The organism is Corynebacterium callunae (assembly GCF_046592015.1).
Taxonomy (GTDB): Bacteria; Actinomycetota; Actinomycetes; order Mycobacteriales; family Mycobacteriaceae; genus Corynebacterium; species Corynebacterium callunae_A.
This window is the reverse complement of sequence record NZ_JAWVOB010000004.1, coordinates 1-20,744: the sequence shown is the minus strand read 5'-3', so window position 1 is coordinate 20,744 and position 20,744 is coordinate 1. Positions and strand designations below refer to the sequence as shown.

The following is a 20,744-nucleotide window of genomic DNA, read 5'->3' as shown; positions in this document are numbered from 1 at the left end:
TTTTCGTCGAAAAGCGCTTAAGCGCTTAGTGGCACCACGCCGAGGATGATGGCAACCGCAAGCATGGCAATGGATACCACAACTGCGCGCCAGAGCACCTTCTTATGGTGATCGCCAAGGTTGACATTGGCTAGGGAGACCAGCAGCAAGATGGCGGGAACCAGTGGGCTCTGCATGTGGACAGGCTGGCCGGTGATGGAGGCGCGAGCCATTTCTACCGGCGCGATGCCGAAGTGGGAGGCGCTTTCGGAGAGCACCGGCAAGATACCGAAGTAGAAGGCATCATTGGACATGAAGAAGGTCATCGGGATGGAGAGCAAACCGGTGATAACTGCCAGGTGCGGTCCCATGGAGTTCGGGATAACCGTGGTGATCCAGGTAGCCATGGCATCAACCATGCCGGTGCCGTTGAGCACGCCGACCAAAACGCCAGCGGCTAAAACCATGGAGACCACTCCAACAATGCTGGAGGAATGTGCCAGCATTTCATTGGCCTGATCCTTCACCCTAGGGAAGTTCACGGCCAGAGCCAGGCCTGCGCCCACCATGAAGATGAAGGCGAGGGGGAAGATATCGGCAACCAGCAGCACCATAACCGCTGCGGTGAGAATCGCGTTGAACCAGAAGAGCTTGGGACGCAGGGTAGCGCGGTGAGGATCAAGCAGGGTGTCAGTCATGTTCTCGGTGAGGGTGGATTCATCGAGGTTAATGTGCTTTTCTTGCTGCTCAGCGCGCTCTTCAACCAAGATGCCGCCACTAGGTCCACCAGTTGGGCCGGTCTTATCGCCGGAGGTGCCGGTGCTGCGTGGGGTAGCGCCGCCGGTGCCACCGAGGGGCTCATCGGTATCTGCTGCGCGGGAACCAGTGGTGCCGGTTTCAGGGAAGCCGGGGCCACCAAAGCGGGAGGAATCAATTTTGCCGAGACGCTTGCGCTCGGACAGACCCAAGAACCAAGCCAAGAGTAGGGAAATCACGATACCAGCGATGAGGGAAGGGACCATTGGTACAAACACTTCTGCTGGATCCAAGCCGAGTGCTGCAGCAGCACGGACGGTGGGGCCACCCCACGGCAAGATATTCATGGTGCCGTTAATCAGACCAGCCACACAGGTGAGAACTACCGGGCTCATGCCCAAGCGCAGGTAGATCGGCAGCATAGCGGAGGTGGTGATAATGTAGGTGGTGGAACCATCGCCATCCAGGGAAACCACACCTGCCAAAATCGCAGTACCCAGCACAACCTTGGCGGGGTCATCGTGGAGCAAACGGGTGATTGCGCGAATCAGTGGGTCGAAGAGCCCAACGTCAATCATGATGCCGAAGAACATAATCGCAAACATCAATAGCGCTGCGGTTGGTGCCATGTCCTTGATGGCGTCAAGTGCCATATCGCCAAGGCCGAGGCCGGCGCCTGCAATGAGGCCGAAGATGGTGGGCACCAACAACATGGCAACCATTGGGGTGAGGCGACCCAGCATGATCAAGGTCATGAAGGTCAAGATCATGGAGAAGCCGAGGACCACCAACACACCATCTGAAGGTGTGTGGCTAATCGCGTAATCTGCGGCTAGAAGTATTGTTGAGCTGCTCATTGCTGCCCTTCCTGAAAGTTCGTGGCTAGAGGGTTCATGTGGAATCGAAAGAACCCTCGTCTGCACTGCCCCGAGTGTTCTACTTTGCACCTGGCAGTCTAGGGTGGCGTAAGTCACTTAAGAAGTCTTGAGTGCATTAGCTTAAGTTGTGTGCAAAAGAAGAGTTTTGCGCATTTTACTCATGAATTTTTCCCAACAAAAGCCCAGGATGACACTGTTAAAGTGAGGTGCCCCCGGGGGTACTAAGATTCGTAGTTTGTGAATTTAAAGGAGGTGGAGGCCATGCGTTTTGCTACCCGAATTCTGGTGATTCAGGTCTTAACAATCGCCTTGGTGGTGAGTGTATGTGCCGGTATCACCGCTGCTCTCACCATGGATCAGCTCAAAACTGAAGCCGAACACACAGCGCTTGCCATTAGCCGGTCCATTGCCTCCAATCCAGAGGTCAGAGCTGAAGTAGCGGCCGATACCTTCACCGGCGCTGACCCCAGCCCTGCGGAACTAGCAGCCGGAAACCTCCAAGAATTTGCCCAAGCTACAGCGGACAGCACCGGTGCACTCTTTGTGGTGATTACCGATGGCAATGGCATTCGCCTGGCACACCCAGACCCCAGCCGCCTGGGTGAAATAGTGAGCACCAGCTTTGCTGCCGCCATGCGCGGGGAGGAAACCATCGCCTGGGAAACTGGCACCCTGGGTGATTCCGCCCGTGCCAAGGTTCCAGTTTTCGCGCCGGGCAGTACCACGCCCGTGGGTGAGGTAAGCGTGGGATTTGAACGCGAAAGTGTGTATTCACGTCTGCCCGCGATCTTGTTGTCGATGCTGGTGATCTCATTACTTGCGCTGCTCATCGGCACAATTGTGGCCTTCATGCTGCGCCGCCACTGGGAAAGAATCACCCTCGGCCTGCAGCCAGAGGAACTAATTACCCTGGTCCAAAACCACACCGCCGTCCTTGAAGGTATCGACGAGGGCGTGCTCGCCCTCAACCGCGATGGCAGCATCGGCGTGCACAACCAACAGGCCCAAGACATCCTGGGCGCCGGCCCCATGCGCGGGCGCACCCTTAAAGATTTAGGGCTTGACGACGACACCCTTGATGCAATATTCAAGGCGCAGCGTCCCGAAGCTGTTGTACACAATGGCCGAATTCTTTATGTGGCATCTCACCCAGTAATCCGAGGTGAACAAACCCTAGGCCATGTGATCACCATCCGCGACCGCACCGACATCATTGAACTGAGTGAACGCCTTGATTCGGTACGCAATATGACCCATGCGCTGCGTGCTCAACGCCATGAATTTGCCAATCGAATCCACACCGCGACCGGCCTTATTGATGCTGGTCGCTTTGGGGAAGCCGCCGACTTCCTCGGAGAAATCTCCAAAAATGGTGGTCAATCCCATCCACTCATTGGGGCTGCGCATTTGAATGAAGCATTTTTGAGTTCTTTCCTCAACACCGCATCTATTACGGCCTCTGAACGCGGGGTAAGCCTTAAAGTTAGTGCCGATACTCTGGTGCTGGGAGAGGTTGCAGCTGCCGAAGATGTGGCCACCATCCTGGGCAATCTCATTGCAAATGCCGTAACCGCAGCAGTGGCCGGGGAGGAACCGCGCTGGGTGGAAATCACCTTGCTGGATGATCGCGATACCCTGGCTATCACCATTGCCGATTCAGGTCCGGGCATTCCTGCTGGCGTGGATGTTTTTAGACAGGGTGCCAATGCTGATTCCGCAACGGATAATGTAGAGGTTCATGGTCATGGCATTGGCCTAAAACTCAGCCGCGCTCTGGCTCGCTCCCATGGTGGCGAGCTCTGGGTGATTGATCACGGGTCTACTGCTGGCGCCGTTTTTGGGGTGCAACTACCTGGGGTAATGGAGGAAAAATGAAAGATAAAACGCTGCAGGTCCTAGTGGTTGATGATGATTTCCGCGTGGCTGGAATTCACGCCTCCATTGTGGACCAAGCCCCAGGTTTTAGTGTGTTGGCAACCGCCCGCACCGTGGCAGAGGCCACCCTCCACATTGCTACTTCCCAACCTGATCTGCTCTTAGTTGATGTATATCTGCCCGATGGTGATGGCATTGATTTGGTGCGCACCCACGCCATTGATGCCTTTGTGCTCAGCGCTGCAGATGATGCTCCCACCGTGCGCCGTGCCTTCCAAGCTGGTGCTTTGGGATATTTGCTCAAGCCTTTTCCACAAAAACAGCTCGTGGACCGGCTTGATTCCTATGCGCGTTTCCAACATGTACTGTCCGGATCGGCGGGGCTATCCCAAGAAAAAATCGATCAAGGTCTAGCCATTCTGCACGGTTCCACCACACCGGTTAATTCACGCTCCGCAACTGAGCAATTATTACTTGATGCGCTGCAGGGCCAAGAGATCTCCGCAGCTGAGGCCGCAGAAATAGCTGGGGTCTCGCGCGCTACGGCCCAACGTCGATTAGCGTCCATGGCCAGCCAGGGAGTGGTTGAAGTCAGGCTCAAATATGGACAATCGGGCCGGCCCGAGCACCTTTATTCACGCCCGCAGCTTTAGGCGGAACCCCATCTCTTAAAGAGCTTCTTGACCCCTTCAGGGGTTTCAACTGGCGCAGCAGGCGCTTGTCGACGCCACCGTTCCAGGGTGATGCGCTCGGAGCGGGCGCGCGAGCAGCAGGGGGTAAAAAGCTGTTCATCCTCGTGTTGTTGGGTGCTTAAGACTGAATCGCGGTGGTCCGGAATTCCCGCTACCACCCGCATGGTGCAGGTACCACAGGTACCTTCGGCACAGGAGGTCAAGATGCCCACATCATTGTCCTCAAAAACATCAACAATGCTCTGATCTGCGGGAATAACAAAAGTTTCACCCTGAAACACCACCTCAAAAACAGTGTTGCCCGCGGGGCTGTGCAAGAGGTCAGGATCGGCGCGGAAATTTTCAATATGAATCTGCGTGGCGCTTAGATTTTCCGCAGCAATGGACTCAGCCTTGTGGTTAAACTCCACCGGACCGCAAATATACACATGCGTCTTGGGCGTTGCTGGAGCTAGCAAAGTGCGTAAAACCTCAGCTTGTTGCTCCCTTAAATTCTCGCCAAAAAACTCATGGATCCGCGGGCCGCACATTTTGTGCACTTCGGACAAAAGGGCTGCTTCGCTCGCGCTACTAGCCACATATAAAAGCTCAAAGTCTTGATTGTGCTGAGCAAGCTGTTGGGCCATGGCATAAATTGGTGCGATACCAATTACTGCCGCAATCAAAATATGTTTATCGACATCTTGTGCCAGCTCAAAGTGGTTAAGAGGAGGGGAGACCTCAAGTTCATCACCCTCCTGCAATTGGTGCATTGCTTGGGAACCACCACGTGAGTTTGGTTCCAGTTTTACAGCGATGCGGTAGGCATGTGGAGTGTTGTTATTGGTGCACAAAGAGTACTGCCGAATCATGCCATCGGGCAGGTGAATATCAATGTGTGCACCGGCTTCCCATGCTGGCAAAGGTGTGCCATCGGGTGAGTGCAAAAGGAAGGTTTTCACAATTGCGGTCTCTTGGTGGATCTTGCTAATTTGCATTTTCATATGCCCTCCTCAGCTAGAAATTTTGTGCATGGAATACAAAAAAGGGTCTCATAAAAGGGTTAGAGAAAGTGTGACCTAGCTAATAATTGACTTGAAATGACGCTCGCCTAACAATAGCCACGTTATCGCTTAACAGTGGCAAAGAAGTACAACCAACTTCCAATCTGAGAAAGGAAATGAGGGCAACATGACTACTGCAACCAAGCCTGAGATTCTTCCTCCATCCGAGAATCCCTATGAGGATTTTCGCTATTTTTATCGCGAGGGCATGCCGCTTCGTCCGGCACCAGGTCGTCGCACCGATAAGCCATCGTGGAGCACCCTGCGTCATAATCTTTTTGATAATTGGCATGACGTCAAGGACAACTGGGAGGGCTATAACTCCGAACAAACCCGTCTGCTCGATGATCACATGTGGCAATGTGATGAGAAGGGGGCAGCGGTAGCTAAAATGTTTAAGCGAATCGGCCCAGAAAAAGCTCGCGCTGACTTTGAAACCGCACTTAACCGCGGCATTGACAAGGTGGAAAACCCAGAGCCTGAACTGGTGGACTTCTTTGAGGATGTTGACAACATCCCAGCGTGGATCGACATGGAAGCAGCCGAACGCGGCCGCATCGCCTACTACAATGTGACCAAGACTTCAGAGATCCTCTCCATTGGCTTCGCCTACTGGGCCACCACCATGGAGGACCGCACCTCCGCGGCCACCGGCGAAACCCAAATGTTTGCCATCAAGGCGATGCAGCGTTCCATTGAAACCGCAAAATTCTTTGTGGATCTTGGTCGCGATGATGTTTTTGATCGCTATAGCGAGGGCCTTAAATCTGCCGTTCATGTGCGCTTGTTGCATGCCCAAGCCAACCGTGGCCTGGAAAAACTATGGGGACCAGAGCATTACAACACCTTCGGTCGCCCCATTGGATCCAGCTTCTTGGTCTCCGGCGAAGGCTGGTTTGCGCTCATGCCCCTTGCCGTGGATGAGTTTTTTGGGCGTTCACATTCCGGTCAAGAATGGGATGACGTGGCCATGTACTGGGCATATATCCTGCACATGATGGGCGCCGAGGAACACATCATCCCCAAAAACGGTGATGAAATGCGCAAAATGACTGACCACATCTACGCCAATGGCGGTATGTCGAGCAGCTACCAACAAGAGGTGGCCACCGCACTGATGACCATCTTGGAAAAACTGCATCCGCTGATGCCAATCATTGTGCTGGGTGCACTCTCCAACATCATTGGTACTAAAGACACCCGCTTTATGGTGCGCGGAACCAAATGGGAGAAGCTCAATTTCCGCCCCATCGGAATTATTTATGGCGCGGCTGCGAGGGCAGACGCAGCATTAACCAGCCTGCGGGATAAGTTGCCGGGCGCAGAAAAAGCAAAAATCAAACGCGCCCATAATGGCAAGCCACCATGGGATGCCGTTCTTAAGATGATCGAGGATCATGCTAAGAAAAATGAGCCTGAGGTAGCTGTCAAGTGGGATCTGCACGATAATTCCAAGGAAGCCAAGATCTAATAGGTTTTCTTTATATGAAAGCCTTTGGGTTTAAAGGGTGGTGGCGCGGGCTTTGTTGCCTGATTTGCCGGTATCCCTTGGTTCACCCTGCTTAAAATAGGTTAATTGCGCCATTTTTAGGCAGCGAAGCCATTTTGGGCGGGGGTGACCCTTATTCCATAAGGACATTTTAATAGTTTGAGATGAATTAAATGCCAACCCCCTTTCATTACCCCCTAATATGGCGCAGATTCCATTTTTGCTCGAATAGTGACCTGTACAACATTAATCTCAACGTAGGTTCCCGCTGAAAAGCTGATAAGAAACCAGCATTCTCGGCAGGAGAATCAGCCCACACCCATTGCAGCAAATCTTCCACATTTTGCTAAAAACACCTCAATCACACGGGAGCACCCTATGACTACCCCAAATTCAGCCACCCAACAATGGCCTCCCGGCCGTGGCAACTATGACAAATTTGTTGCCACCTATGGCCAGGAACTTGCCAACCGCTTTGCCCAAGGCTTCCTCACTGCGGACCCAGTTGCCGATGCACTATTTACCAGTGGCCACGCAGTTCGAGAGATCATGCCAAACCTGCGCGATGCACTTGCCCGCGGCGAAGCAAATGAGGATACTTTCCCCGAGGTCGCAGCCCTGCTCGAGGATATGAAAGTAGCTCTGGAAAACATTGATCAAGAGCGATATGAGCGCGGCCGTGCGGTCTATCTCTCCATCTCACCACTGGTTCATGGTTTGGCAGTGGGGCCAGGTTCCCTGGTTCACACCTATTCCACCCCAGCCATTGCTGATCTTTTGGTCAATACCGGTGAACTCACCGATGGTGCAGTGAAGCGTTTGGCCTACACCACCAACTGGACCTATTCGCTCTACCTGCCAGAAGGTGTTCAGCCAGGCAGCAAGGGCTTTATGCACACCGGAATGGTGCGCGCCATGCACGCACATGTGCGTCGAGTACACGCCTCCCGCGACTTTGACTACGGCGATTGGGGAGTGGCCATCAATGAAATTGATATGCTGCGCACCTGGTTCGACTTCACCTACATCCCCTACAAGGGACTGCGCAATATGGGGTGGACCATCACCGAGGAGCAGGAACAAGATATCTACTACCTGTGGAAGGTAGTTGGCCGCATGGTTGGAATCGCCGAGGATCTCATGGAAGGCAATGATGATATCGCCTCCTCCGAGCGCACCATGGAAGCAATCCACTCCATTGATGGTGAACCAGACCAAGCATCCCAGGATTTGGTTGATGCCCTCATGACAGGCTTTGTGGTTAACGTCAATGCACTCACCGAGGTGCCAGAAGAATCTCTGGCCGATTGGACTGCTGCGTATACCCGCATCATCCATGGTCACGAGGTTGCGGATAGCTATGGTGTAGCTAAATCCATCATGCAACCCATTATTGAAATGGAAACCGAAGCCCGCGCTGAGCGTTATAACCTGCTCCGTGCAAACCCGGAGGCACTGCAGGCGGAAATTGAGAAAAATGAGCAGATGCACATCGCTTTGTTAGATGACGAACCTGCATATCTCAAGCAAGACAATGGGATTGCCACCAAAGCTAGCGCCTAAGAACATGCCTTAAAAAGTTATTGGCCCACCTGGCCAAAAACCCCGGCTAAACCCCCGCACTGACCTTAAAGCACCAAAGAAGGTCGGTAGCGTGGGGGCCACAGCTTCAAAAAAGTAGTGCAGAACCCATTTGTCCCCCAATGAAAGGCAAGGCACGTAGATGTCTATTCAGTACCGCGTCCAGAACCCAGCGACCAATGAAATTGTTGAGACCTTTGATGCAGCCACCGATGAGCAGATCCAAGAGATCCTCGCCAAGTCTGCTAAAGCTTTTAAAACCTGGCGCAACACCACCTTTGAAGAGCGCGCAGTCATTATTTCCCGCGCAGCTGAACTCCTACGCGAGCGCAAAGTAGAGCTGGCAAAGATTGCCGCCGAGGAAATGGGTAAGGCCACCCCGCAGGGCGAATGGGAAATCAACTTCTCCGGCGATATCCTCCAGTTCTACGCGGACAATGCCGCAAAGCACTCCGCTGACCAGCCAATTGATAATATTGATGGAGGCAAGGCCATTGTGCGCCGCCTGCCTTTGGGTCCAATTCTGGGCATCATGCCCTGGAACTACCCGTTCTACCAGGTCGCTCGTTTTGCTGGCCCCAACCTCATGAATGGCAATACTGTCATCTTGAAGCACGCCGAGATCTGCCCTAAGTCCTCGGCTGCAATGGAAAAGGTCTTCATCGACGCGGGCGTGCCAGAGGGTGTGTTCATAAACGTTTATGCCACCCACGATCAGATCTCAACCATCATTGCGGACCGTCGCATTCAAGGTGTTTCCCTCACCGGTTCCGAGCGTGCAGGTTCCATCGTTGCAGCTCAGGCTGGTAAGGCACTGAAGAAGTGCGTGCTCGAGCTCGGCGGCACCGACGCCTACATCATCCTTGACACCGCAGACGTTAAGGCTGCAGCTGAAGAGGCATGGGCCAAGCGTATTGAAAACGTCGGCCAGGCATGTACCTCCAATAAGCGCATCATCGTCATGGCAGATATCTATGATGAGTTTGTGGATGAGATGGTCAAGATCGCAGAAGGCTTCACCAAGGGTGATCCACAGGCATCTGGCGCCAATGAGTACTACCCAATGTCTAGCCGTCAGGCCGCGGAAAACCTCAATGACCAGTTGCAACGTGCAGTAGCTGCAGGTGCCAACCTGCGTACCGGCGGCGTTTTGGATGAGAAGAGCGCCTACTTCACCCCAGCAGTGCTTACCGATGTTCCAGTGGGATCCGATTCTTACTACGAGGAATTCTTCGGACCAGTTGCGGAGGTCTACAAGGTTAACTCCGATCAGGAAGCAATCGAGCTGGCCAATAATTCCAACTATGGACTCGGCGGATCCGTCTTTGCGCAGGATGAAAAGCGTGCAAAGAAGGTCGCGGACAAGGTGGAAACCGGCATGATCCACGTGAACCTCGGCCAGGCATTCAGCCCAGCACTTCCATTCGGTGGCATCAAGAATTCCGGCTTCGGCCGTGAGCTATCCGTCCTCGCGATGGATGAGTTTGTGAACAAGCAAACCTTCTACGTCAACGACTAGCTTTTAACGCTTTTCGACGACAAGCTGCAGCTTCTCGTCGAAAAGCGTTATTTTTTTGTTATTTGCCAGGCCCGAAGTGCGAGATGGATATCAAATGATCGTGGCCCGGTCGCCCAATCCTCGCCGATAATGCTGGAAATCTTGTCGATGCGTTGGCGCACGGTGTTGGAATGGACAAAAAGCGTTTTGGCGGTGGCCGCAATATTGCGCGCATTATCAAAATAAACGGCTGCGGTTGTGGCCAATTCAGCATTATTGCGCTGATCAAAATCCAGCAAAGCGCCCACTGTATCGGTGATGATGTCATTCAAAGCCACACTTTCAAGACCCAGCAACAAGCCCAAAGAACCAAAGGTTGTGGGCGTTGCCACCTGATTATCCAAGTGCAAAGACTGCATACTGGTGGCCAAAGTAATGGCGCGATTATGTGCCTTAGCTACTGCGCTGAGATCATCGGGCACTTTAATGGCACCCATATAAACCTTGTAATTTTCCGCTTTTAGCCATTCGAGCAGCTTGTCCAGGGATTTTTCGATCCCTGCAGGTGCTTCAAAAAGAATGCAGAGCCGGTTTTCAAATTCAAAAACCACATCATTTTCAGCTAAATGCTGCTTAGTGGCGCGCACCTGGGGCAGGGAAGTGGGCGAGACCAAAACTGCCACACATACATTATTATTCCGCGCCAGATTCAGACCAGTCATGCGTTTGATCCGCAGCAGGTCTTCTTCTACCGCGGTGCCTGCGATAAAACGACGCAGCAGATCATCAACCTGCCGGCTTTCGGCCTCCACCACAGCTTCCCTAAACAACACAATGGTGGCAAAAGCTTGAGCCGCACGATTTAAAATTGCTGCTTGATGGCCCCTAACGGTGCGGTTAACGCAGATGGCACCCAACTGACGCTGATTAAAAGATATGCTGAGAACCGAAAAACCTTCCTCATTAACAATCTCCCCGCGTTGCTCGGAACTTAACATGAGGGATTTGATGAGGTCTTCCGCTGGGGGAGTGTGGGTGCTTTTATCCTTCTCCAATAAAAATGCACCCTCGCGATAAAACCACACTTCACAATCAAGAGCCTTGTGAACCACCTCGCGGATGGCTTTTAGTTGGGTACCGCGGGACAGTACCTCCATGAGCTGGGAATCTGCTTCCGAAAGAGCACGCAATTGCGCAACCTGCAGTTGGCTTCTTTCATTGGCCACCTTGAGGGCAGCTACATTTTCTTCCAAATCAGCAATAAGCTGCGAGGTTTCCATTGCCACCGAGGCCATTGAAGCGAGGGAATCCAAAATGATTTTTTCCTCTGCCGTGTAGCGCCTAGGCCGGCGATCACCAACCATCAAGGTACCGATGATTTCCCCATTATTCACCAGAGGCGCACCCATAATTCCGCGTACACCTTCGCCTCTAACAACCTCATCAACATGGGGTGTGCGGCTAAGTTCAGGATCGGTTCCTTGATCATAAGTCCAGGACACCTGCCTGGTTTGGGCCACATTTCCAATAACGCCAATACCTAAAGGAATTTCCACCGCGCGAAATTGCTCTGTAATAACCCCAGAGGTTGTTAGTACCCGGGTGATCTGGGCATCAAGATCATTAATACTGATATAAGCCACATCGGAACGAATAATCCGGCGGCTACTTTCCACCAATTCATCGAGCACCTTGCTTCTATCCTCACCGCGGGAGAGGTTTTTAGCAGTCCCCATAATAGAGAGTGCAATATCGCGCCAATGCTTTTCAGCGTTGATGCTATTTTCTACCGCGCGCACCACATCTAATTCTTGGGGGCTAAGGTGCTCCTGCAGATCCTCGGGCATAGCTTTGCCGGACCACAAGCTTTCCAAAATCTCGACCAGCTGGCTCAAAGGATCCTCATTTCGTGGGGATAGTTTTTGGTGGTGCTAAATAACCTAAGGCTAGCCCCTAAAAATGCCAAAAGTGCTCAAACCTTTGCGGAAAGAGCACTTGAGGGAAGTTTTAGAGTTTACTTCTTCTTCTTTGGAGCGAAAACCAAGGCGCCGGCGATTGCTGCCATGAAGAGGTCCTTGGAAATAGCGATGCCATCCTGGGATGGGCGGATGCCATCTTCCTGGGTCATCACTGGGTTGCGGAAGTAGATAGCCAATAGACCTGCGGAGAAGACACCCAAGCCTAAGCCTGCAATGCGATTTGAAACTACGGGGGTAAGAAGAGCTGCGCCGATGCCAAGCTCGGAGTAAGACACAACTTTGCCGAAGGTCTCAGCATCAAGATTGGACACTGGCGGAACACCAGTTGCTGCAAGACCCTGGATGCCAGCGGCTGCTTCCGAAGGAAGATTTAGTTTTCCATATCCAGATTGCAGTAGGTATGCGCCGGAAACGCCACGCAGAATTGCATTAGAAATGCCCATATTTCTTGTCCTTAATGTTTGCAAGTATTTCTCCTCGACTTTAGCGCGCAGGGGACGGTGGTGTCATCAATGGTTAGAGATAGTCAGAGTGAGCATTCTTGAGTTTTTTTAAGTTTTGGGGTGGAGATGGGGAGGCCTGGCCTTTTTAGGCTCTATGTCATTCTTTGGTGAAGCTCAAAGAAATAGTAACCTAAAACTTGCTAATTTCACTTGACAAGAATAATTGAATGGTGTTCAAGTGGTGAAGGTGTCGCTTTCTGGGCTTTATTTTTGGTCATTTTGCACTTTCGAGGAGCTGTTTTTGCCCAAACTGCATATGTGGAAAATTTGCATTATGCCAGTTAAAGGCCTATTTCTAAACGTTTTCCTATCGGGGAGCCTTTTTCGGGGGCCTATGCGGCATGGGCTGGGGGATTTTTTGAAATCGGGACGGGTTCTGGGGTTAATTTGGCCCACTTTTTAGCGTTCCCACCTTCTGTAGAATGTACTTTTTTAACTCTGATAACCCTGAACAATGTACATACCTACATTAAATAACGTAGACGACAATCTACCTCCTATGTAATATGAGTCTCACTTCCTTGAGGAAGGGTTTTATTAAAAACACAAAAATCACGGTTTATTCAGAGATGAGCGGAGGTTGTGGGATGGATATCAAAGTCAGATATGACGTTTCCGGCTCACCAGCATCGGCTAAATCTCAGCGAGCTTAAGAGTCAGATTTTAGTTATTTAAGGTCTCTGCCTCCTTGAGTTCAAAACAGAGTCCAACCATGTATCTCAGGTTTCTCACAATTCATAAGAACACCGGATTTAGCCAAGAAACCATTGAAAATCCGTTTTTCAACATTCGATCCACAAAGGGAAAATACCGTGACTCAATCAGTAGCAGTTCACAATAATGTGCACCCGCCGGGAGTAGTTGATCGTAAGCAAAGCCGTCGATCACTTCGCGCATCTACCATTGGCCAGCTTTTGGAATGGTACGAGTGGAGCTCTTATGCCGTATTTGCACCCTTCATTGCAGTAGCAATGTTCAACAAGCTTGATCCTGCTTCTGCACTGCTGTCCACCCTGGGTGTCTTTGCAGTGGGATTCTTAATGCGTCCCATCGGCGGTATCGTCTTCGGTTTCATCGCAGACCGTAAGGGTCGTAAGCGCGTCATGGTTGTCACCATGGTCATGATGGCACTGGCTTCCGTAGCCATTGGTCTCATGCCAACCTATGACACCATCGGTATTGGTGCTTCTGCCGGCCTGCTGGTTATCCGCATGATTCAGGGCTTTGCCCACGGCGGTGAATCAGCCACTGCAAATAGCTACATTCCAGAAATTGCTCCCAAGGAAAAGCGTGGCCAGTGGGGCAGCCTGATTTATGTTTCTATTTTTGGTGGTTCGGTTATCGCCTATGTACTTGGCGGCCTAATCTCCCTGGCACTAACCCAGGAACAGATCGGTGCTTGGGGCTGGAGGATCCCATTCCTACTCGGAGCTTTTGGTGCAATCTTCGCACTTTATCTCCGCCGCGGTATGCATGAATCAGAGGTCTTTGATGAGGAGACCACTCCGGAAAGTGCAGCACCTAAAGCCACCGCCACGGAAGATTTTGGACTTGCACCACGCAAGGTACGCCCACGCTGGGTATCTATCCTCCTGGTGATCGGCATGGTATCCGGTGTCACCGCAGCTCACTACACCTGGTCATCCTATGTTTCCACCTATGCGATTACTCAGCAGGGTATGCCCACTCAGGGCGCGTACTGGGTGACTGTGGTTGCTCAAATAGCTGGTCTCATCGCCTTGCCACTATGGGGCAGGTTATCTGACCGCATCGGAAGAAAGCCAGTGATCTACATCTTCGCAGTGGCGATGATCGTGCTGCAGATTCCATTGATGGCTTTGATCAGCGATGAACCATGGACCTTGTTGGTGGCTTCCTCTATTGCGCTTATCTTCGTCGCAGCGTCCGGATCCTTGTTGTCCTCCATCATGTCCGAGGTTTTCCCAACAGCTCAAAGGACTCAGAGCATCGGCCTGGCCTACTCCGTATCCGTGGCCGTATTCGGCGGCACCGCGCCCTATGTCTACCAGCTCTTTGTTGCCCGTGATCTGGCATGGATGTCCGGTGGATTTGTGGTCGTGCTCTGTGTTCTTACATTGATCGCCATGAAGCTACTGCCTGAAACCAAGGGCATTGACCTTCGAACTGTCTAGCCAAACCGAAATCAATTAATAAAGGAGTTAAACATGGCTGAGATTGAAAATATCGCCACAGTGATGAGCCGTGGTGGTCGCCCGGCCAATAACCGTCGCGAAATCAAGATCATCGATACCACCCTGCGCGATGCACACCAGAGCCTCTGGGCTACCCGCATGCGCACCGAACATATCCAGTCCATGCTGGAAGATTTTGATAACGCCGGTTGTGAGCAGGTTGACCTCATGGCACCGATCCAATTCGATGTCTCGGTTCGATACCTCAAAGAAGATCCCTGGGAGCGTGTCCGCGAAGCACACAAGGGCGCACCAAACACCAAGTTCCGTGCCCTGATCCGCTCCAAGAACTTAGCTTCCTTCGACTTCCTGCCAGACGATGTTATCCGCGGCTGGGTACAGCGCCTTTATGAAAATGGCTTCCGCGTAATTGGCTCCTTCGACGGCCTTAACGATGTGGACAATATTGCCGATGGCCTGCGTTATGCCAAAGAATTGGGAGCGCATACCTTCGGTGCGCTGTCCTTCTGTGAAAGCCCCGTCCACACCGATGAGCTTTATGTGGCTAAGGCCAAGGAGCTTATTGAAAAGGCAGATGTTGATTCCATCATGCTGAAGGACGCTGGCGGCCTGCTGACCCCAGATCGCATCCGCACCCTGGTCCCAGCCATTAAGGAAGTTATCGGCGACCGTCAGCTGGAACTCCACAGCCACTGCCTAACTGCTTTGGCACCATTGGTATACCTCGAAGCAGTGGAACTTGGTTGCGATGCCCTGCATACCTCCATCGAACCACTGGCAAATGGTGCAGGTCAGCCTGCTACCCAGCGCATTGTCCGCGATCTCCGCGCCCTGGGCTACACCGTCAATGTTGATGATGAGCGCATTGAGAATATCAGCAAGCGCCTCAGCGAAATCGCAGAAGCTGAAGGCAAGCCAGTAGGTAAGCCCGTTGCTTATGACGGAATGCACTATATGCACCAGCTTCCTGGTGGCATGCTCTCCAACTTCGAAGCCCAGTTGGAAACCGCAGGACTATCGGACCGTTTTGAAGAGCTACTCTATGAAACCGCCCGTGTGCGTGAAGAGCTGGCATATCCCATCATGATCACGCCTTTTGCTCAGTTCGTGGGAACCCAAGCGGTACTCAATGTTATCTCCGGGGAGCGCTACAAGATGGTTCCCAATGAGGTGAAGAAGTACGCGCTGGGTTATTACGGAAAGCTACTGGCTCCCATCGCCGATGACGTGATGGAGCTCATTCTCAAAAACGGTGCCTCCGATATTCCGGCGGAACCAGCTCCACTTAAGCCAATGCTGCCGGGACTGCAAGAACGCCACCCGGATGAGAGCCTCGATCACCACCTGCTGCGTGCGCAGTTTGCTGGCAGCCAGGTTGATGAGATGAAGAAGGTTGTGGCTGCCGGCGGAAATCCGGATGAGCAGTACAACACCATCTTGAGCCTGATCAAGGAACTCTACCAAAACGAAGAATTCGCACACTTCAGCCTGAAGACCGGCGACCTGGAAATTAATCTAGAAAAGGAACGAGCATAACAATGTCCGAGAACAAGATCAGCATCAACGAACTCAAGTCTATCGTCGAGTGGGTCAACACCTCCAATGACGTGCGTGAGCTCTCCCTCAAGTTCGGCGACGTCGAGCTTTTCATGTCCCGCAATGAGCAGTCCCACGCTCCAGCAGCAACCCCGGCGGCACCTGCCGCACCCGTACCTGCGGCAGCACCAACCCCAGCTGCGGCACCGGCCGCACCGGCTGAGGCAGCTGCGCCCGTCGAAAAGCAAGCTCCTGCTGCAGGCGCTGCAGAAACAGGCGAGGGTGAAGTTCTGATTAAGGCTCCAATGGTGGGTACTTTCTACTCGGCGCCACGCCCAGGTGCTCCGGCCTTTGTTACTGAGGGTGATGAGGTTACTGAAGAATCCGTGCTGGGCATCGTTGAGGTTATGAAGCTCATGAACAATATTGAGGCCAAGGTGTCCGGCAAGGTTGCGCGCATCCTGGTGGAAAATGGTGAAGCTGTGGAATACGGCCAGCCACTGATGGTCATCGCGACTTCTTAAACTGCCCACCCGATTAAAGGAGTAAACGATGACAGCAGGACTAAAAAGTGTGCTGATCGCCAACCGCGGTGAAATTGCACTGCGCGTGATCAGAGCTTGTAAAGAAATGGGCATTAAGAGCGTGCTGGCATATTCCGAAGGCGATAAGGATTCCCTTCCGGTTCGCCTCGCTGACCAGGCTGTATGCATCGGACCCGCACCTGTGAACCAAAGCTATACCAGCATTGAAGCAGTAATTAGTGCGGCGATGGCTTATAGTGTGGATGCTATTCACCCTGGTTTTGGATTCCTTTCTGAGAAGCCAGATTTTGTGGCCAAGGTGGAAGAAGAAGGCGTTGGTTTTGTGGGGCCGTCCGCAGAAGTGATTCTGCGTATGGGTGACAAGATTGAAGCCAAGAAGATTGCTCGTAAAGCAGGTGTGCCCACGGTTCCAGGTTCCGAGGGTGCAGTTGCTGATTATGACGAAGCAGTTGCCATTGCCAATGAAGTGGGATTCCCACTGCTTATTAAGGCATCCGCTGGTGGCGGCGGACGTGGTTTGCGCGTGGTTAAAAGCGCGGACACCTTGGAAAAGGATGTTTCTGAAATCATGTCCGAGGCAGAAATGGCCTTCGGCGATCCGTCCATCTACATCGAGCGCTATCTCACCGACATTCGCCACATTGAGATCCAGGTAATCTCCGATGGTGAAAATGTCATTCACGTGGGCGAGCGTGACTGTACTTCGCAGCGTCGAAACCAAAAACTGGTGGAGGAATCTCCCTCACCAGTACTTGATGCCAAACTCCGCGAAGAGCTCGCAGCCTCAGCCATCGCGCTGTGTAAAGAAGTGGGCTATAAAAACGCCGGCACGGTGGAATACGTCTTTGACAATATTGAGCGCAAGTTCTACTTCATTGAGATGAACACCCGTATCCAGGTGGAACACCCAGTTTCTGAAATGGTTTCTGGTGTTGACCTCATTAAGTTGCAGCTCAAGATTGCCGGTGGCGGCAAGTTGGATCTCACCCAGGATGATATCCGCTTGTCCGGACATGCCATCGAGGTTCGTATTAACGCCGAAGACCCAGAACGTGGTTTTGCACCCGGACCCGGAACGATCACTCATTTCCACGCACCAGGCGGATTCGGAGTGCGCTGGGATAGCCACGTGGAAAATGGCTACCGCATCCCACCGTTCTATGACTCCATGGTGGGCAAGCTGATTTGTTGGGGCAATGACCGCGATGAAGCCATTGCGCGCATGCTCCGCGCGCTGGATGAACTTCAGATCGAAGGCGTGACCACCACTGCCAACTTCCACAAGATGGTGTTGGATAGTGAGAAGTTCCGCAGCGGCGAGTTCAACACCGCCTATATCGGCGAAATGATGGAGGAGCGCGCCCAAGCAGCCCAAGCAGCAGTCACCAACTAGATAACAAACGCCCAGCAGTTCACCTCCCACTCAACCGCTGGGCGTTTCCTCGGGTGCGGGCCGCAACCTGCTGTGGCGTAGGGCCGCGTCGACAAGCGTTTTCTTGATATTTTTGATTTATACCTTATATATAGAGCTTCTTTTAAATGGGAATGCAGGAGTGTGGCCATGGGCGATTCGGTACTTGATCAATTTCGGCTCGATGGCAAGACCGCCATTGTGACCGGGGCTTCGCGCGGTTTGGGGCGGGCAATGGCGCTGGCCTTGGCTGATGCCGGCGCAAATATCGTTGCCATCGCGCTCAACGGCCTTGATGATGTGGCCGCGGAGGTGCGCGCCAAGGGCGTTGAATGTGCCACCCGCGCGCTTGATCTGGGTGGTCTGAACCCGGAAAGTGCTGCTGAGCTGGTCACATGGGCAGGGGAGCAGTTCCCGGGGCTGTCGATCCTGGTTAATAACGCAGGCATTATTCGCCGCGGACCGGTTATTGATACCCCGGCCGCGGACTGGTCGGCGGTGCTTGACCTCAACCTGACCACGCCTTTTTTGCTGAGCCAGGCCTTTGCGCGCCACCTCCTGGGTGCTGCGGGCACTCAGGGCACTCAGGGCACTTCAAACCAGGCGGCCGGGCAGGTCAACGCCAGCATTATTAATGTGTCCTCTATTAATGGCTTCCAGGGCGGGGTGGAGGTTCCTTCCTATGCCGCTTCCAAGCACGGGCTGCTGGGGCTGACTCGTGCGCTGGCCAATGAGTGGACCGCCCGTGGTATTCGCGTGAACGCGATCGCGCCGGGCTATTTTGAAACTGATTTCACTGTGGCGCACCGCGAGGCTGCCGACCGCGAAGCCCAGATGATGCAGCGCGTGCCGGCGCATCGCTGGGGCAAGCCCGCAGAACTCGGCGGCGCAGCGGTGTTCCTCGCCTCTGACGCCTCCACCTTTGTCTCCGGCTCCACGCTCACCGTCGATGGTGGCTGGCTCGCCCGCTAAGCCTGCCCTTTTTGCGCTTTTCGACGCGCCCCTGCAGGCGGTGGCCACCGCTGAGTGGCTGAGTTGCGCCTGCTGGGCGGCGTCGACACGTATCTTAGAAATCTAATTGAACAGTGTATTGAACGGTGTTCAGTTTGATGTTAGACTGTGTCCCACTTAATAAAAATCTAAGGGGAGTGCTGTATGTCTATTCTTGAAACCGCGCGGGCTCAGGTCCTGGAGCAGGGGATTGGCCTTAATCAAGAACAACTCATTGAGGTTTTTGAGCTGCCCGAGGAGCAAATTCCAGAACTTATGGAATTGGCCCACCAGGTGCGTTTGAAGTGGTGTGGCGAGGAAATTGAAGTGGAAGGCATCATTTCCCTCAAAACCGGTGGCTGCCCGGAGGATTGCCACTTCTGTTCACAGTCTGGACTTTTTGAATCTCCCGTACGTTCGGTGTGGCTCGATATTGAACAGCTGGTAGAGGCTGCAAAGCAGACCGCCAAGTCCGGCGCCACTGAATTTTGCATTGTCGCTGCTGTGAAGGGGCCAGATGAGCGTCTAATGCAGCAGTTGGAGGCAGCGGTTGCTGCTATTCATGCTGAGGTAAACATTGAGGTTGCAGCATCTATTGGCACCTTGACGCAGGAGCAGGTTGCGCGTTTGGCCAAGGCTGGCGTGCACCGTTATAACCACAATTTGGAAACTGCGCGTTCCTATTTTCCCGAGGTTGTCACCACGCACACCTGGGAGGAGCGTCGCGATACCTTGCGCATGGTGGCAGAAGCTGGCATGGAGGTGTGTTCCGGCGGCATCTTAGGCATGGGCGAAACTATCGAGCAGCGTGCCGAGTTTGCAGTGCAGCTAGCAGAACTCAACCCGCACGAGGTTCCCATGAACTTCCTGGATCCGCGCCCAGGAACTCCTTTTGCCGATCGTGAACTAATGGATAGCCGCGATGCCCTGCGTGCCATCGGCGCATTCCGCCTAGCCATGCCACACACTATGCTGCGTTTTGCCGGTGGCCGTGAGCTAACCCTGGGTGAAAAGGGCGCAGAACAGGGCCTTCTGGGTGGCATTAATGCGCTCATCGTGGGCAATTACTTGACCACCTTGGGCCGCCCCATGGAAGAAGACCTCGACATGATGGGTCGTCTTCAGCTGCCAATCAAGGTTCTTAACAAGGTCATCTAATGAGTGATGAGCTGCAATTTGCCATGTTGACCGGCGTGGCTCCGGTATTTCACCCCAATACTGGCCGTCCATTTTCCGAAGACCAGGTGCTTTCACCCTCGGCACGTGCCGGCTATGAGGCACCCCGCTATTGCCAGATCTGCGGGCGCCGCATGAAGGTGCAGGTGCGCCCCGATGGTTGGGATGCACAATGCTCCCGCCACGGCGAGGTGGATTCTGCCTATTTAGGACAACGCTAATGCGTGGCCATCTTGTTGACGGCAACGGCCGATGCATCCACTACCACGGCCCCTTCGATGTGGTCGGCAACAAATGCACCACCTGCAATCAGTGGTGGGCCTGCCATGCTTGCCATGAGGAACTTGCCGGCCATCCTTTTGGTAAAGCGCTTGTCGACGACCCCTCGGCGTTGGAGTGCGGTAACTGCGGGCAGTTACTGTCCGTAGGGCATGAGGGATGCCCGCGGTGCGGGCATCTATTCAACCCAGGGTGTGTGCTCCACCGTGACTTCTACTTTGACGATGCTGGAAAAAGTGGTTTGACCAGCAAAGTTGTGGAAGTGGTGGTTGCCGTGTAACTTAGTGGAAGTCGCCGCGACCGACAACGCCCCGCCACAGTGTGGTTGATGAGGCGGAAAGGAAAACAAGCGGATAAAAA

Annotated in this window: 17 protein-coding genes and 1 pseudogene; 13 read left to right on the top strand and 5 right to left on the bottom strand. The window is 53.2% G+C overall.

The window, feature by feature from the left end:
* Nucleotides 1-17 precede the first annotated feature (17 nt).
* Nucleotides 18-1,592 (bottom strand): CitMHS family transporter, encoded by a 1,575-nt coding sequence (locus SFC07_RS05815; RefSeq protein ID WP_411207291.1) that lies wholly within the window; start codon nt 1,590-1,592, stop codon nt 18-20.
* Between the two features lie 282 nt (nt 1,593-1,874).
* Here SFC07_RS05815 and SFC07_RS05810 point away from each other — a divergent pair, with 282 nt between their 5' ends.
* Both SFC07_RS05810 and SFC07_RS05805 read left to right on the top strand, forming a co-directional pair.
* Complete coding sequence (locus SFC07_RS05810; protein WP_411207290.1) at nt 1,875-3,488, top strand: ATP-binding protein; 1,614 nt, start codon at nt 1,875-1,877, stop codon at nt 3,486-3,488.
* Complete coding sequence (locus tag SFC07_RS05805) at nt 3,485-4,141, top strand: response regulator (RefSeq protein WP_411207289.1); 657 nt, start codon at nt 3,485-3,487, stop codon at nt 4,139-4,141. Before SFC07_RS05810 ends, SFC07_RS05805 begins: the two co-directional genes overlap by 4 nt.
* On the opposite strand, the gene SFC07_RS05800 is transcribed toward SFC07_RS05805, so the two are convergent.
* Nucleotides 4,138-5,163: a PDR/VanB family oxidoreductase gene (locus SFC07_RS05800; RefSeq protein WP_411207288.1), complete on the bottom strand. Its 1,026-nt coding sequence runs from the start codon at nt 5,161-5,163 to the stop codon at nt 4,138-4,140. The genes SFC07_RS05805 and SFC07_RS05800 overlap by 4 nt on opposite strands.
* Nucleotides 5,164-5,350: 187 nt before the next feature.
* Here SFC07_RS05800 and SFC07_RS05795 point away from each other — a divergent pair, with 187 nt between their 5' ends.
* The 3 genes from SFC07_RS05795 to SFC07_RS05785 all read left to right on the top strand — a co-directional run bounded on the left by SFC07_RS05795 (nt 5,351) and on the right by SFC07_RS05785 (nt 9,812).
* Entirely contained in the window at nt 5,351-6,694 is a 1,344-nt protein-coding gene (locus SFC07_RS05795; RefSeq protein WP_411207287.1) for an oxygenase MpaB family protein, read from the top strand.
* Nucleotides 6,695-7,090: 396 nt separating this feature from the next.
* Nucleotides 7,091-8,275 (top strand): oxygenase MpaB family protein, encoded by a 1,185-nt coding sequence (locus SFC07_RS05790; RefSeq protein ID WP_411207286.1) that lies wholly within the window; start codon nt 7,091-7,093, stop codon nt 8,273-8,275.
* A gap of 160 nt (nt 8,276-8,435) precedes the next feature.
* Nucleotides 8,436-9,812 carry an NAD-dependent succinate-semialdehyde dehydrogenase gene (locus SFC07_RS05785; RefSeq protein WP_411207285.1) on the top strand — a complete coding sequence of 459 codons (1,377 nt, stop codon included), beginning with the start codon at nt 8,436-8,438 and terminating at the stop codon, nt 9,810-9,812.
* A 47-nt stretch (nt 9,813-9,859) separates the two neighbouring features.
* Here SFC07_RS05785 and SFC07_RS05780 read toward each other — a convergent pair whose 3' ends face one another.
* Nucleotides 9,860-11,686 carry a helix-turn-helix domain-containing protein gene (locus SFC07_RS05780; protein ID WP_411207284.1) on the bottom strand — a complete coding sequence of 609 codons (1,827 nt, stop codon included), beginning with the start codon at nt 11,684-11,686 and terminating at the stop codon, nt 9,860-9,862.
* Between the two features lie 119 nt (nt 11,687-11,805).
* Nucleotides 11,806-12,213 (bottom strand): hypothetical protein, encoded by a 408-nt coding sequence (locus SFC07_RS05775; protein ID WP_411207283.1) that lies wholly within the window; start codon nt 12,211-12,213, stop codon nt 11,806-11,808.
* Between the two features lie 902 nt (nt 12,214-13,115).
* Here SFC07_RS05775 and SFC07_RS05770 point away from each other — a divergent pair.
* The 8 genes and pseudogenes from SFC07_RS05770 to SFC07_RS05735 all read left to right on the top strand — a co-directional run.
* Nucleotides 13,116-14,426 (top strand): MFS transporter, encoded by a 1,311-nt coding sequence (locus SFC07_RS05770; RefSeq protein ID WP_411207477.1) that lies wholly within the window; start codon nt 13,116-13,118, stop codon nt 14,424-14,426.
* A 33-nt stretch (nt 14,427-14,459) separates the two neighbouring features.
* On the top strand, nt 14,460-15,983 hold the full coding sequence (locus SFC07_RS05765) for a pyruvate carboxylase subunit B (protein ID WP_411207282.1): 1,524 nt from the start codon (nt 14,460-14,462) through the stop codon (nt 15,981-15,983).
* A 2-nt stretch (nt 15,984-15,985) separates the two neighbouring features.
* On the top strand, nt 15,986-16,507 hold the full coding sequence (gene accB / locus SFC07_RS05760) for an acetyl-CoA carboxylase biotin carboxyl carrier protein (RefSeq protein WP_411207281.1): 522 nt from the start codon (nt 15,986-15,988) through the stop codon (nt 16,505-16,507).
* Nucleotides 16,508-16,535: 28 nt separating this feature from the next.
* Nucleotides 16,536-17,921, top strand: a complete 1,386-nt coding sequence (gene accC / locus SFC07_RS05755) for an acetyl-CoA carboxylase biotin carboxylase subunit (protein WP_411207280.1) — start codon at nt 16,536-16,538, stop codon at nt 17,919-17,921.
* Nucleotides 17,922-18,089: 168 nt separating this feature from the next.
* Nucleotides 18,090-18,911, top strand: a complete 822-nt coding sequence (locus SFC07_RS05750) for an SDR family NAD(P)-dependent oxidoreductase (protein ID WP_411207279.1) — start codon at nt 18,090-18,092, stop codon at nt 18,909-18,911.
* 183 nt (nt 18,912-19,094) lie between these two features.
* Nucleotides 19,095-20,087 carry a biotin synthase BioB gene (bioB, locus tag SFC07_RS05745; protein ID WP_411207278.1) on the top strand — a complete coding sequence of 331 codons (993 nt, stop codon included), beginning with the start codon at nt 19,095-19,097 and terminating at the stop codon, nt 20,085-20,087.
* Nucleotides 20,087-20,326: a hypothetical protein gene (locus SFC07_RS05740; RefSeq protein WP_411207277.1), complete on the top strand. Its 240-nt coding sequence runs from the start codon at nt 20,087-20,089 to the stop codon at nt 20,324-20,326. Before bioB ends, SFC07_RS05740 begins: the two co-directional genes overlap by 1 nt.
* 59 nt (nt 20,327-20,385) lie before the next feature.
* Nucleotides 20,386-20,502: pseudogene (locus tag SFC07_RS05735) on the top strand (hypothetical protein); the annotation flags it as partial.
* Nucleotides 20,503-20,562: 60 nt separating this feature from the next.
* On the opposite strand, the gene SFC07_RS05730 reads toward SFC07_RS05735, so the two are convergent.
* A partial coding sequence (locus tag SFC07_RS05730; RefSeq protein WP_411207487.1) for a hypothetical protein occupies nt 20,563-20,744 on the bottom strand: 182 nt, incomplete at its 5' end.

What these genes read in the sequence shown, in the direction of transcription:
- SFC07_RS05805 (WP_411207289.1), top strand. Translation starts at nt 3,485, where the DNA reads ATGAAAGATAAAACGCTGCAGGTCCTAGTGGTTGATGATGATTTCCGC.
- SFC07_RS05810 (WP_411207290.1), top strand. Translation starts at nt 1,875, where the DNA reads ATGCGTTTTGCTACCCGAATTCTGGTGATTCAGGTCTTAACAATCGCC.
- SFC07_RS05740 (WP_411207277.1), top strand. Translation starts at nt 20,087, where the DNA reads ATGAGTGATGAGCTGCAATTTGCCATGTTGACCGGCGTGGCTCCGGTA.
- SFC07_RS05795 (WP_411207287.1), top strand. Translation starts at nt 5,351, where the DNA reads ATGACTACTGCAACCAAGCCTGAGATTCTTCCTCCATCCGAGAATCCC.
- SFC07_RS05800 (WP_411207288.1), bottom strand. Translation starts at nt 5,163, where the DNA reads ATGAAAATGCAAATTAGCAAGATCCACCAAGAGACCGCAATTGTGAAA.
- accB (WP_411207281.1), top strand. Translation starts at nt 15,986, where the DNA reads ATGTCCGAGAACAAGATCAGCATCAACGAACTCAAGTCTATCGTCGAG.
- SFC07_RS05785 (WP_411207285.1), top strand. Translation starts at nt 8,436, where the DNA reads ATGTCTATTCAGTACCGCGTCCAGAACCCAGCGACCAATGAAATTGTT.
- SFC07_RS05775 (WP_411207283.1), bottom strand. Translation starts at nt 12,213, where the DNA reads ATGGGCATTTCTAATGCAATTCTGCGTGGCGTTTCCGGCGCATACCTA.
- accC (WP_411207280.1), top strand. Translation starts at nt 16,536, where the DNA reads ATGACAGCAGGACTAAAAAGTGTGCTGATCGCCAACCGCGGTGAAATT.
- SFC07_RS05765 (WP_411207282.1), top strand. Translation starts at nt 14,460, where the DNA reads ATGGCTGAGATTGAAAATATCGCCACAGTGATGAGCCGTGGTGGTCGC.
- bioB (WP_411207278.1), top strand. Translation starts at nt 19,095, where the DNA reads ATGTCTATTCTTGAAACCGCGCGGGCTCAGGTCCTGGAGCAGGGGATT.
- SFC07_RS05790 (WP_411207286.1), top strand. Translation starts at nt 7,091, where the DNA reads ATGACTACCCCAAATTCAGCCACCCAACAATGGCCTCCCGGCCGTGGC.
- SFC07_RS05815 (WP_411207291.1), bottom strand. Translation starts at nt 1,592, where the DNA reads ATGAGCAGCTCAACAATACTTCTAGCCGCAGATTACGCGATTAGCCAC.
- SFC07_RS05750 (WP_411207279.1), top strand. Translation starts at nt 18,090, where the DNA reads ATGGGCGATTCGGTACTTGATCAATTTCGGCTCGATGGCAAGACCGCC.